The sequence below is a fragment of the Candidatus Ruminimicrobium bovinum genome (assembly GCF_902760015.1).
GTDB lineage: Bacteria > Elusimicrobiota > Endomicrobiia > Endomicrobiales > Endomicrobiaceae > Ruminimicrobium > Ruminimicrobium bovinum.
Genome location: NZ_CACWEU010000225.1, coordinates 1 through 13268 on the forward strand (window position 1 = coordinate 1; position 13268 = coordinate 13268).

General features: G+C 32.0%; 14 protein-coding genes and 1 pseudogene. All 15 read left to right on the plus strand.

Features of this window, described 5'->3' with window-relative positions:
- On the plus strand, positions 1–413 hold a 413-nt coding region (gene cdd, locus ACMUOV_RS07520; protein WP_413854515.1), incomplete at its 5' end, for a cytidine deaminase.
- Between the two features lie 81 nt (positions 414–494).
- Positions 495–1232, plus strand: a complete 738-nt coding sequence (gene kdsB, locus ACMUOV_RS07525; protein WP_413854517.1) for a 3-deoxy-manno-octulosonate cytidylyltransferase — start codon at positions 495–497, stop codon at positions 1230–1232.
- A gap of 26 nt (positions 1233–1258) precedes the next feature.
- Entirely contained in the window at positions 1259–2842 is a 1584-nt protein-coding gene (locus tag ACMUOV_RS07530) for a CTP synthase (RefSeq protein WP_413854519.1), read from the plus strand.
- Between the two features lie 15 nt (positions 2843–2857).
- Positions 2858–3592, plus strand: a complete 735-nt coding sequence (locus tag ACMUOV_RS07535) for a hypothetical protein (protein ID WP_413854521.1) — start codon at positions 2858–2860, stop codon at positions 3590–3592.
- Between the two features lie 87 nt (positions 3593–3679).
- The gene (locus tag ACMUOV_RS07540; protein WP_413854522.1) at positions 3680–4432 is read left to right on the plus strand and encodes a hypothetical protein; all 753 of its coding nucleotides are present in this window, start codon (positions 3680–3682) and stop codon (positions 4430–4432) included.
- A 2-nt stretch (positions 4433–4434) separates the two neighbouring features.
- Complete coding sequence (locus ACMUOV_RS07545) at positions 4435–5547, plus strand: hypothetical protein (protein ID WP_413854523.1); 1113 nt, start codon at positions 4435–4437, stop codon at positions 5545–5547.
- Positions 5548–5677: 130 nt separating this feature from the next.
- The gene (der, locus tag ACMUOV_RS07550) at positions 5678–7003 is read left to right on the plus strand and encodes a ribosome biogenesis GTPase Der (RefSeq protein ID WP_413854524.1); all 1326 of its coding nucleotides are present in this window, start codon (positions 5678–5680) and stop codon (positions 7001–7003) included.
- A 21-nt stretch (positions 7004–7024) separates the two neighbouring features.
- Positions 7025–7633, plus strand: a complete 609-nt coding sequence (gene plsY / locus ACMUOV_RS07555) for a glycerol-3-phosphate 1-O-acyltransferase PlsY (RefSeq protein ID WP_413854525.1) — start codon at positions 7025–7027, stop codon at positions 7631–7633.
- Positions 7630–8622: an NAD(P)H-dependent glycerol-3-phosphate dehydrogenase gene (locus ACMUOV_RS07560; RefSeq protein ID WP_413854526.1), complete on the plus strand. Its 993-nt coding sequence runs from the start codon at positions 7630–7632 to the stop codon at positions 8620–8622. The genes plsY and ACMUOV_RS07560 overlap by 4 nt, the downstream gene beginning before the upstream one ends.
- 15 nt (positions 8623–8637) lie before the next feature.
- Positions 8638–8898, plus strand: a complete 261-nt coding sequence (locus ACMUOV_RS07565) for an HU family DNA-binding protein (RefSeq protein ID WP_413854527.1) — start codon at positions 8638–8640, stop codon at positions 8896–8898.
- Positions 8899–8900: 2 nt separating this feature from the next.
- Positions 8901–9242 (plus strand): MerR family transcriptional regulator, encoded by a 342-nt coding sequence (locus tag ACMUOV_RS07570; protein WP_413854528.1) that lies wholly within the window; start codon positions 8901–8903, stop codon positions 9240–9242.
- 6 nt (positions 9243–9248) lie between these two features.
- Positions 9249–9845 carry a PolC-type DNA polymerase III gene (locus ACMUOV_RS07575; RefSeq protein ID WP_413854529.1) on the plus strand — a complete coding sequence of 199 codons (597 nt, stop codon included), beginning with the start codon at positions 9249–9251 and terminating at the stop codon, positions 9843–9845.
- A 35-nt stretch (positions 9846–9880) separates the two neighbouring features.
- Positions 9881–10642, plus strand: a pseudogene (locus ACMUOV_RS07580) (ABC transporter ATP-binding protein).
- Between the two features lie 5 nt (positions 10643–10647).
- Positions 10648–11991 (plus strand): MlaD family protein, encoded by a 1344-nt coding sequence (locus ACMUOV_RS07585; RefSeq protein WP_413854530.1) that lies wholly within the window; start codon positions 10648–10650, stop codon positions 11989–11991.
- Between the two features lies 1 nt (position 11992).
- Positions 11993–13268: DNA repair protein RadA (gene radA / locus ACMUOV_RS07590; RefSeq protein ID WP_413854531.1), on the plus strand; the 1276-nt coding region annotated here is incomplete at its 3' end.

The following is a 13268-nucleotide window of genomic DNA, read 5'->3' on the forward strand; positions in this document are numbered from 1 at the left end:
AAATATTTTTCAAAATAATTATGGTTGAAAATAAACAGAAATATAAACAATTATTGGAGTTTGCAAAACAAGCTTTGGAATTTTCTTATAGTCCCTATTCTGAATTTAAAGTAGGGGCTGCCGTTTTGTGTGAAAGCGATAAAGTTTTTTGCGGAACGAATGTAGAAAATGCATCCTACGGTTTATCCGTATGTGCCGAAAGAGTTGCCGTATGGACTGCAATTGCAAACGGAGCAAAAAAAATAAAAGCTGTTGCAATTTGTTCCAAAAAAGGTTCTGTTACACCATGCGGTGCATGCAGGCAGGTAATTTCTGAGTTTTCAAAAAATGCAGATATTATTTATAACGATAAAAAAGGGAATATTAAAATTATAAAATTATCTGAATTATTACCAAAAACTTTCAGCTTATAAGAGGTTATGTTGTTATAGTCGTTAAATTTCCCAGCTGTTAAGCTTAGAAGCTCCTCAGCTAAAAATAGGAAGTATTTTATTATGAAAACAGCAGTCGTAATTCCTGCAAGATATGCTTCAAGCAGATTTCCGGGAAAGCCGTTATATAAAATAAACGGAAAACCTTTAATTTTGCATGTAATAAGTAAAGCTGCAAAATGTAAAGGAGTGCATTTTGCAGCCGTTGCCACTGATGATAAAAGAATATATGATGCAGTTAAATCTGCAGGGTATAATGTTTTTATGACGCCTAAAAATTTAAAAAGCGGAACCGACAGAGTTGCTTATGTTGCGCAAAAATATTTGAAAGAATATACCGTATTAATAAATGTTCAGGGTGATGAACCTTTAATAGATAAAAAACTTATAGAAAAAATTGCCGAAGAATTTTCAAAAAATAAAAAATTGAAATATTTAACCGTTGCTTATAAAATGAAATCTACCGACGATATTAATAACCCTAATACGGTAAAAGTTATTTTTGATAAAAATTATTATGCTCTTTATTTTTCAAGGTATGCAATACCCTTTGTGCGTGATTTAAAAAGTAGAAATAAAGTCGATTATTATAAACATATAGGTGTTTATGCATACACAAGAAAATTTGTCCTTGAATTTGCAAAAAGTAAACAAACAAAGCTTGAAATTGCCGAAAGTTTGGAACAGTTAAGAGCATTGGAACAAGGTAAAAAAATAAAAATTATAATATCAAAAAAAGATTTGCAAGACGTTAATGTTATCGACGATGTTGCAAAGGTAAAGAAAGCACTGAATAATTAGCATGTTTTCTTAAGGAGTTTTTTAAAATGAAAAGCAAGTATATTTTTGTTACCGGCGGTGTTATTTCATCGGTGGGTAAAGGAATAACAGCTGCATCTATTGCTTGTTTGTTAAAAGCAAGGGGCTTAAAAGTAAACATATTAAAGTGCGACCCTTATTTGAATATTAATCCGGGGCTTTTGTCACCTACACAACACGGTGAAGTATTTGTTACTACCGACGGTATGGAAGCCGATTTGGATTTGGGACATTATGAAAGGTTTATTGATCAGGAAACTACAAAATTCAACACGGTAACATCTGGCAGAATTTATCAAAAAGTTTTAAAAGATGAAATAGACGGTAAGTTTGCGGGAAAAACCGTGCAGGTTGTTCCTCACATAACAAACGAAATAAAAGAAAGGTTGGTTGCCGTTGCAGGTGACAGTGATGTGGTTATCGTTGAAATAGGCGGAACCGTAGGCGATATAGAGGGACTTCCTTTTTTGGAAGCAATAAGGCAATTCAGAAACGACATCGGCAGAGAAAATGTTTTATATGTCCATGTAACATTAATTCCTTATATAAAAGCTTCGGAGGAATTAAAAACAAAACCTACACAGCACAGTGTTCAAAAATTAAGAGAAATCGGTATTGAACCGTCAATCATTCTTTGCAGAATGGACCAACATTTAACCGACGAAATAAAAGATAAAATCTCTTTATTCTGTAATGTTGAAAAAGATGCGGTTATTGAGGAAATGGATGTTCAAACTTCTATTTATGAGGTTCCCGTTCAATTGCATGAAAATAAAATTGATGATTTGATTGTAAAATATTTAAAACTTAACGCGCAACCGATAGATTTAAAACAATGGAACCAAATGATACATAATTGTCGTTACCCCGAACATAAGGTAACCGTTGCCATAACAGGTAAATTTATAGAACTTAAGGATTCTTACAAAAGTGTTTTTGAAGCGTTAAAACACGGCGGTGCAATAAATTTAACCGAAGTTAAAATAAAATATGTCGATACCGACTCAAAACATTTACAACAGGATTTGAAAGATGTTAATGCCATTATTTCACCCGACGGTGACAGCGGCGGAACACTTGAAGGAAAACTTAATGTTATAAAATATGCAAGAGAAAATAAGATTCCTTTCTTCGGAATTTCGTTAGGTATGCAAAGTGTAATTATCGAATATGCAAGAAATGTTTGCGGAATTAAAGATGCAAACTCTTTAAACATAGATAAAGCCACAAAAGAACCTGTAATTATACATACACCGGTAACAAGTAAAAACGGAACTTTGATGCGTCTCGGTTCTTGGAATTGTGTTATAGAAAAAGGAACAAAAGCTTTTGAAATTTACAAGAAAGACAGTATAAGCGAAAGACACAGACACAGTTACGAAGTAAATAAAGAGTATGTTAAAATTTTGGAAGAAAAGGGGCTTAAAGTTTCCGGTTATTCAAATGACGACCATAAGTTTGTTGAAATTGTTGAAATAAAAGAACATCCTTGGTTTGTTGCCGTGCAGTTTAACCCGGAATTTCAGTCAAGGCCTACAAGACCGCACCCGTTGTTTATAAGTTTTATAAAAGCAGCATTAAATAAAAAATAAAAGGGAGGTAGCAAGATGAAAAAAGTAGTAAGTTTTTTAGCGGTAGCAGCAGTTGTAGTAATGATGAGCAGTGCAGTTTTTGCAGCAGCAACAACCGAAACAACGAAAACAGCTATTATGACATTTGATGGTGGAACTATAAGTTTTAGTGCAGATTTGTATAATTGGAATTCCACTTATACAGGAACATCAACAGGTACCATAGTTTTTAGTTCCGCAGGTATTACATTAGGAAGTGCAACTGAACAGTTCAAATGTGCAGATGTTTATGCTTTAATTCAGTCAACAATTACTGCTGCATCGGGTAAAGTTTGGGTTTATCAGGATAATAAAAATAACTCTTCTCCTTATGCTGCAACAAACCCAAGACATGACGGAGCAAAAACTTTATATAGTGGTCTTGTAAAATCCGGTTCAAATGGTGGTGATAATAATTTTGCACCTCTTGCTGCATATTATAAAAAATTGTCGGAAGCAAAAACAGATATTACCACATTACCAACTAAGTTTCCTCCTTCCGGAACAGGTGATTATGGTGTTTATTGGTTTAAAGATATGAGTGATTCTGATTTTGTAGCAAAAGATGATTATATGCTTGTTGCTACAGCAGCTGGAAATTTTGTTGGTTTTGGCGCTCCGGATTTTGTTAAAGAACCGGTTGTAATGTTTTTTGGTGCAAAGTTTACGAATGTTTTAGGTGGCGAAAGTTATGGAACAACTACTATAACATTTGTATCTGAAGTTGAATAAAATAAAATTTTTATGTTTTTTCACAGGATGTTTTAAAACATCCTGTGAAATCGGTTTTTTGTATATAAATTTTCCAACGGAGTAACAATGAAAAAGTTTTTATTAATTTTGGGTTTGTTTTTTTGTTTTAATTTTGCTTATGCGGGGCTTTCGGTTACTCCGTCGGTAACTAATGTTTTAGGTGAACAAGGTTCTGTTTATAAAGGTAAATTTATCGTCAGAAATACTTACGATTATCCTATAACAATAAAAGTAAACTTTGATAAAGGAAATAATTTTTCCGGCAATCCCGATATTTCCGTTGAAAATTGGCTTAAATTTGAAAAAGAAAAATATGATATAGCAAAAGACGGTCAGGTTGAAATTCCTTATGAAGCAAATATTTTATCCAATATGAAAGGTTCTGTTTCCGCAAAAGTTGAATTTTCCGTTGACCAAGGCAGTATGATAAGTATTTCCGTTGTGGTTCCTATTTATATAACCGTAAAAGGAACAGAAAACATAGATTTTAACATAGATTCGTTGGATTTTGTCCCTTCCGAAAAGGGAATAGCATATAAACTAATTTTGGAAAATAACGGCAATGTTCATATAAGACATACGGGACAAATTGAAATATATACAAAGAAAAAGAAAAGTTTGGTAAAAACTATTCCTGTCCCGGAAACAGTTCCTACTTATTGCGAAAGTAAAAGAACATTTAATGATTTGTTTATACAGAAAGGGGAATTGAAAAAGGGGAAATATGTAGCTGTATTTAAAATAGATGCCTTGGGTAAACAAGCCGTAAAAGAAATTAAATTCAAATTAACCAAACACGGAGAAGTTATAACACAATAGTAATGAATAAAAAAATAATATTACTATTAACTTCAATATTTATATTTTCGTCGGTTTATATATCTGCAGATGTTTTAAAAGTTGTATCTGCTTTTGCTGTGTTTTTTTCTTATGGAATAACACACTCCCCAATATCAAATGTATCAAGCATGGATAAAAATTTTAATGCAAAAATATCCGTCGATTTCGGCAGTTATGTTTCTGCAGATGCAAAAATAAATTATTATTTGAACGGCGATACAAGTAATATTTTGCATTCCGAAACAAAACAAATAGAAAATAATGAAGATTTTTATATATCTTTATCCGATTTGGACGGCAGTTCCGTAAGTTATCAAATAGAAGTCGATTTCAAAGATTCCGAAGGCAATAAAATAATTTCATATTGGCCGTCAGATTCGTCGTCTTACCAAACATCAACGGTAACCGATTTTTCCAGCGGGACAATTTCTGCTGGAAAATCGTTGATTTTTGAAAACGGAAATCAAAGTATAGAAAATACAAGTATCAATTTTTCTTCAGGTGCATATGCCGGCTTAAAAGATGTTATGATAAAAGAACTTGATAAAAATATTGTTCCTTCTTCAAATAAACCGGTAAAATTATATGTGATATCCGTTGACGGACAATATAATTTTCCGTTGGAAGAAGTTTCTGTTTTAAAATTATCATATCCCGAATTATCATCAGCGGATAAAGTTGTTTTAAGAACCGGTTTTGATTTAGCCGATTTAAATAAAGAACTTCCTTTTACTTTAGATAACGACGGTAAATTAGTAACGGCAAATATAAATAATATAGGATATTTTGCAATATTTATAAATGAAACTTTTAATGATAGCGATTACAGGCCCGAAAGGAGGGTAATTGTTAAAGCAAGAGCGGGCGGTGAAACTGGTTTTTGGTTTAAACATTTAACGGACGGTGACAGCGTAAAAATATACGATGTAACAGGTAAAAAAATTGCCGAAATTACTTCCGGAACAGATAAAGGTTTTGTTTGGTACGGTAAAAACAATAGCGGTCAATGGGTAGAAAGCGGAACATATATATATCAAATAAAAGTAAAAGGTAAAAGTAAACTTATCAGCGGTACAATTGCCTTTGTAAAATAATTTTATACTATCCTAAATTTCTATAAAATCATTAAACATTTATAATTATCTTTTATCTCTAAAAATGCTTTATATTTTTTATTAAATATTATAAAATATAAAAATATATATTAAGTAGAGTGTAAAAGCAATGCATAAAAAAATAGCTATAGTCGGCAGACCTAATGTCGGCAAATCAACTTTGTTTAACAGATTTGTAGGAAGAAAAAAGGCAATAATTCACGATATGCCCGGAACAACCCGTGACAGAAACGATTATATAATAAATTGGAAGGATAAAAAATTTATTATTACCGATACTGCCGGTTGGAGCAATGATGATAATGAATTTTCCGAGTCAATGTCGGAGCAATTAAACAGTGCAATAATTCAAAGCGATATAATAATTTTTCTTGTAGACGGTAAATTCGGGATACATCCTTTTGAACCGACAATTGCAAAAAAATTAAGAAGCAGTAAAAAAGATATTATATTGGTTGTAAATAAAATAGATACCGCAGCAGAAGAAGCAAAAATATATGAGTTTTATAAATTGGGTTTTGATAATATAATTGCAGTTTCTGCAAGCCATGGAAGAAATATGGTTGAATTATTGGAAGAAATTTGCAATAAAATCGGTGATAATAACAATGAAAATAATGAAGAAAATGAAATATTAAAAATAATTTTTGTAGGTAAACCAAATGTCGGTAAGTCTTCGCTTGTTAATGCAATAGTTAAGGAAAACAGATGTATAGTGCATAATGTTCCGGGAACAACAAGAGATTCTTTATCGGTACATGCAACTTATAATGATACCGATTATTTGCTTGTCGATACCGCAGGGCTTCACAGAGGTAATAAAACAAAAGATGATATGGAATATTTATCAACTTTAAGCACAAATTATGCTTTAGATGAAGCCGATATAGCAGTGCTTGTTGTTGATGCTTCTCAAGGAATAGGTGAGACGGAAGCAAAAATTGCGGGAATGATTATAGAAAAAAGAAAGCCATGTATAATTGCCGTAAATAAATGGGATTTGATAGAGGAAAAAGAAGAACAGGTTAGAATATTTCAGGAACAGTTAATTCAAAAATTTAAGTTTTTAACTTGGGCTGATATTATTTTTATATCGGCAAAAACAGGTCAAAGAATAGACAGAATATTCAAATTGGCTCCTTCCGTTTATAAAGAATACTCTAAGTTGTTGACACAGGAAGAAATTAATGATGCCGTAAGAAGTGCGGTTTCTAAAAATAAATATTCGAGAAAAGGTAAAGTTTTAAGTATAAAACAGGCAGAACAACTTGTTTCAAAACCGCCTACATTCAGGTTTTTGGTTAACGACATGGAACTTGTTCATTTTTCATATAAAAGATATTTGGAAAATTTTTTAAGAGAAAAATTTTCTTTTAAAGGAACGCCTGTTGTTTTAAAATTCAGAGAAATTTCAAAGAAAAAAATTAAAAAATAATATTAGGTTATAAGGCAGGAAATGTTAAAAATAATTTTATATTTGATTTTATCTTATTTTTGCGGAGCAATACCGTTTTCTTATATAATAACAAAGAAGTTTAAAAATATTGATATAAGACAATGCGGTTCAAAAAATCCGGGTGCAACAAATGTTTTTAGAAGTGTCAGTAAACCTTTGGGAGTTTTAACTTTTTTGCTTGATTGTTTAAAAGGTTTTGTTACCGTAAGTTTTGCTTTTTATGTAAATAATTCCGTATATTTTATTTTGGCGGTTGCTTTTATAACATTACTCGGACATATATTTACGATATTTTTAAATTTTAAAGGCGGCAAAGGTGTTGCCGTAGGTTGTGGAATTTTTTTTGCATTAGCTCCTTTGGCAACAACAATTTGTTTTATTGCTTTTGTTATTGTTGTAGCCATATCAAAATATGTATCACTCGGCTCAATTGTTGCAGCGGTTATGTTACCGATTAATTTGTTTCTGTTTAAAGCGGAAAATGAATTGATAATTTTTTCATCAATAATGGTATTAATTGTATTAATTCGTCATATTTCAAATATAAAAAGAATTATTGCCGGAACTGAAAACAAAATAACTTTCGGCAAAAAGGATGAGTTAAAATGAAAGTATCGGTTTTAGGTGCAGGTTCTTGGGGGGCTACGCTTGCTTGTTTGTTATCGGATAACGGACATGATGTTTATTTGTGGGAATTTAATAATGAAACGGCAAAAAAATTGGATATGGAAAGGAAACTTCCTTTTATAGGAGGGGACGTTCCGAAAAATATAAAAATTTCAAGTAATCTTAACATTATAAATGAAACCGAAGTTGTTGTTTTTGTTGTTCCTTCTCATTTTCTAAGGTCAACTTTAACATCAATTAAAAATTTGAATATTGATATATCCGACAAACTTATAATAAGTGCAACAAAAGGTATAGAGAACGAAACATTTTTAAGATGTTCCCAATTAATAGAAGAGTTTTTTCCTGAAACAAAAGATAAAATTGTTGCATTGTCCGGACCTACACATGCCGAAGAAGTTTCAAAAAAAATTCCGACTGCAATACTTTCCGCTTCAAAAAATAAAGAAAATGCCGTAAAGTGCAGAGATATTTTTATAAATAATTATTTTAGAGTATATACTTCCGATGATATTGTAAGTGTTGAATTGGGTGCTTCTTTGAAGAATGTTTTTGCTCTTGCTTGCGGAATAATAGACGGATTAAAAATGGGTGACAATACTAAAGCCGCAATAGTTTCAAGAGGAATTACCGAACTTGTTAAATTCGGTATAGCTTTAGGCGGAAAAGAACATACTTTTTACGGTTTATCGGGAGTCGGCGATCTTATTGTTACATGTTTTTCAAAACATTCAAGAAACAGAAATTTGGGTGAGTTGTTGGCAAACGGCAAAACTTTAGCACAGGCAGAAAAAGAATTAAAAATGGTTGCCGAGGGTGTTAAAACTGCGGTAAGTGCATATCATTTAGGTAAAAAGTTGAAAATAGAAACACCTATAATAGATGAAATTTATGCCGTTTTATTTAATGATAAAAAACCTCAACAAGCCGTTTATGATTTAATGACAAGGATACCTAAAGCCGAAAATTAATTTGAGGAAAATATAATGACAAAAAATGATTTGACGGATAAAATATCAAAAATGCTTCCGTCTAAAAAAGAAGCGATTGCCGTTGTAAACGAATTGTTTAAACAGATGCAAATTGCATTAAAAGACGGTCAAAAAGTTGTAATTACCGGATTTGGCAGTTTTAATTTAATTACTACAAAAACTAAAAAAGGCAGAAATCCGAAGACAGGTAAAACAATAATTTTGCCGCCCAAGAAAAAAATAAAATTTAGGCAATCGAAAGATTTTTTTGATTAAAAATGTTAGATTCTGATAAGAAATATTTAACAATCGGTGAAGTTTCCGAAAGAACACATGTTCCGGAACATACTTTAAGGTATTGGGAAAAAGAAAAATTACTCAAGCCGATCAGACATTCGGGCTTGAGAAAATATTTGGATACCGATATTGAATTGATTTTAACCATAAAAGATTTGTTGCATGAAAAAAAATTTACGGTTGAAGGTGCAAAAAAATATTTAAAAGGCGATAAAAGAAAAAAAGTAAAAGATGTTTCTTTTGAAACAAAAAATATAGACGAACAGGAATTAACGTATATAAAAAATGAATTGAAATCAATTTTGGAAATGTTAAAGGAATAAGTTAAAATGATACCCGCATCATTTAAAACAAATTTAATAAATAATTTAGTGTTTTTGGATGTTGAAACTACCGGTTTAAGCGTAAGTAAAGGTTCTAAAATTTGTGAACTTGCAATGTTAAAAATTGAAGACGGTAAGGAAACGGTTTTTAACAAACTGATAAATCCTTTAATGCCGATTCCGAAAGAATGTTACGATATACACGGAATTACCGATGAAATGGTTGCAAATTGCCCGTCTTTTTATGAAGTTGCAAATGAAGTTGCCGAATTTATAAACGGCTTTGTTCTTGTCGGTCATAATGCAAAATTTGATTTACATTTTATTTCAAGCGAAATAAAATGTTCGGGAATAATATCACCCGAAATGTATTATCTTGATACTTTAAAAATAGCAAGACAATATTTTTCTTTTGAATCAAATAAATTAGGTGCAATTGCCGAAATTTTAGGTATAGACGTAAAAGAACATCACAGAGCTATGGCTGATGTTATTACAACAAAACAGGTGGCTGAATATTTGTTCGGAAGTTTATACAGAAAGGGTGTTGATTATTTGGAACCAGAATATTTTGAGCAAGCTTTGTTGTCAAAAAATATGTGAAAATTTCTAAAAATATTATAGAATAAACAGAGTATATGATAAAAGTAAAAAATTTATATAAGTCTTTCGGTAAAAAACATGTATTGTGCGGTGTGGATTTAACCGTTAATGACGGTGAAACGCTTGTTGTTATAGGCGGTTCCGGAACAGGTAAAAGTATGTTGCTTAAAAATATAGTGGGCTTAATTAAACCCGATAAAGGTAACATAATAATAGACGGAACGGATGTAACAAAAGCATCAAAACAGGAACTTTTTAATGTTCAAAAAAACATAGGTTATTTGTTTCAGGAAGCAGCTCTTTTTGATTCAATGACGATATAAGAAAATGTTGCATTCGGTTTAAGAAATTTAAGTAATTTATCCGAACAGGAAATAAAAGAAAGAGTTACTTCGTGTTTAAATATGGTCGGGCTTAGAGATATTGAAAAATTAAAACCTGCCGCACTTTCAGGCGGTATGAAAAAAAGAGTCGGGCTTGCAAGGGCAATAGCTTACAGACCCAAATATGTTTTTTATGATGAACCTACTACGGGACTTGACCCGATAATGTCGGATGTTATCGGTTCTTTAATATTGTATTTAAAAAAAGAATTAAATATTACATCAATAGTGGTTACTCATGATATGCAGTCGGCATATAAAATTGCCGACAGAATTATTATGTTGTATTTGGGAAAAGTTATTTTTAACGGAACGGTTGATGAGGTAAAAAATACAAAAAATAAATATGTCAGACAGTTTGTTGAAGGTTCCGGTTTTGGACCTATACCTGTAGACACTTCTTTTGAGAGGTAAAAATTGTGAGCAAACAAATAAAATTAGGATTGTTTGTTTTAATAGGAATATTTTCGATAATTGTTTCAATTACTTTGTTAAGTAATTACAGTTTCGGTTCAAAATATACGGTTTGTGCTTATTTTGATGATGTGGTAGGGCTTCCCAAGAAAGCCAAAGTAAAAATAGCAGGTGTTGATGTAGGCAGTATTAAAAGTATACGTTTGGAAAACGGAAAAGCAAAACTTGTTTTATATATCAATTCGGATATCAAACTGTATGAAGATGCAAAAATTAAAATTGTAACTTCAGGCATTATAGGAACAAAACATTTAAGTTTGGCAACCGGAACTCCAGGCAGACCTTTGCTTAAAGACGGAGGTGTAATTGCTTCCGAGGGTTCTTATTCATTGGAAGAAACGGTTGCAAACATAACCGAAAAATTATCAAAAATTTTAGATACTGTTTCAAAGGGTATAGATGAAACATTCTTTAATAATTTAAGAGATACTGTATCTAACCTGAAACAGGTAACAAAAGCCGTTGCGGATAAAGAACAGAATATTACAAAAGTAATAGATAACTTTAACAGTTTTTCTTCCGACCTTGCCGATATTACAAATTCAAATAAAGAAGCGATAAATAAAATAGTTCAACAAATAGAAAAAATTACCGAAAAATTGGATAAATTTGCGACAAACATTAATGAAGGTAAAGGAACCGTTGCAACACTTGTAAATGATGAAGAAATGGCAAAGGAATTAAAAGAAACAGTTTCGGATATTAAAACTACCGTTAGTGACGTAAAAGCATTGATGACAAGGGTTAATAAACTTGAAATTGATTGGGAATATATGGGCAGATATGACAGCCGTAACGAAAAGTTCCGTAACGATTTCGGTATACGGTTCAGACCTAATGATCACAAATTTTATTATGTCGGTGTTTCAAATATAGGTAATGCCAGCGGTGAAAAAAATGAATTTGAAAGAGAGCATTTGAATAAATTGGATGCATTGATAGGTTTCAGGTCGGAATATCTTGAAGCTTACGGCGGAGTTATGAGAAGCAAAGGCGGTATAGGTGTAGGTATTTCTCCGTTTGATAAAATTTATTCCAAATACAGAAGATTATATTTTAATATAGATGCACTCTTTAGAACGGAAACTGCCGAAAATAAAAATGATAATGTTCCTAACCTTATTATAGGAGCAAGATACGGTATTACTCATTGGTTATATTTAGGTGTTCAGGTTGAAGATACTTTAACAAATACAAATTTTATGCCTTATATAAAACTTAAAGTTACCGACCAGGATTTGGCCTCAATGTTTGGTGTTGCCGGTATTGCCGCAGCGGGAAGTAAATAAAATGAAACCAAAAAAAAATAAAACTAATTTTGTCTGTCAGCAATGCGGTTATGAATCGGCAAAGTGGCTCGGTAAGTGTCCTTCGTGTAATAAGTGGAATACTTTTGTTGAAGAAGTAAAAATTACAGGCAGTCAATCTTCAAACCAATCAAGGCAGCTTACAAATTTTTCTTCGGGAACATTTGCTTTAAACGATGTATCCGTGCAGAGCTTTAAAAGAATAAAAACAAATATTGGTGAATTTGATAATATGATTGGCGGGGGAATTGTTCCGGGTTCTTTAATTTTATTGGGCGGAGCACCGGGGATAGGAAAATCTACTTTAATGCTTCAGATATCGAGTTCTTTATCTTCTTACGGAACTGTTTTATATATATCGGGAGAAGAATCTTTGTCCCAGGTAAAATCAAGAGCCGAAAGATTAAAAGTAAGTAAAGATAATATTTTTTTGGCATCCGAAACAAATCTTGAAATTATTGTTGATGCCATAAATAAAACCGAACCGAAATTTTTAATAATAGATTCCATACAAACCACATATCATCCCGAATTATCGGGTGCTGCCGGTTCGGTCGGACAAATTAGGGAATGTGCTGCCGAACTTTTAAGAATAGCAAAATCAAAACATATTACCGTTTTTTTACTCGGGCATGTAACAAAAGAAGGAGATTTGGCAGGTCCGAGAATTTTGGAACATATTGTAGATACTGTTTTATATTTTGAAAATGAAAAACAACAAATTTACAGAATTTTAAGAGCACATAAAAACAGGTTCGGACCTACAAGCGAGATTGGTATTTTTGAAATGAAAAGTGACGGCCTCAGTGAAGTTAAAAATCCTTCATTGCTTTTTATAGGCGACAGAACAAATTCCGTTGCGGGAAATATAATTTCTGCAAGTATGGAAGGTACCCGCCCGTTATTATTGGAAATACAGGCACTTGTAACAAGAACCAATTTCGGTTTTCCTCGAAGAATGGTTTCGGGATATGATTTGAACAGAGTTATAATAATAATAGCCGTTCTTGAAAAAAGATTGGGTATTCCTTTGGACAGTCAGGATATTTTTATAAATATAGTCGGAGGAATAAAAATAAAGGAAACTTCTGCGGATTTGGCAATTGCTTGTGCAATTGCATCGGCAAACAGAGGTTTTATCTGCCCGAATGATATAATAATCTTCGGTGAAGTCGGTTTGTCGGGTGAAGTAAGGGCAATATCTCAAATTAAAGAACGTTTGTCTGAAGCGGAAAAATTAGGTTTTAAAAAAGCTGTTA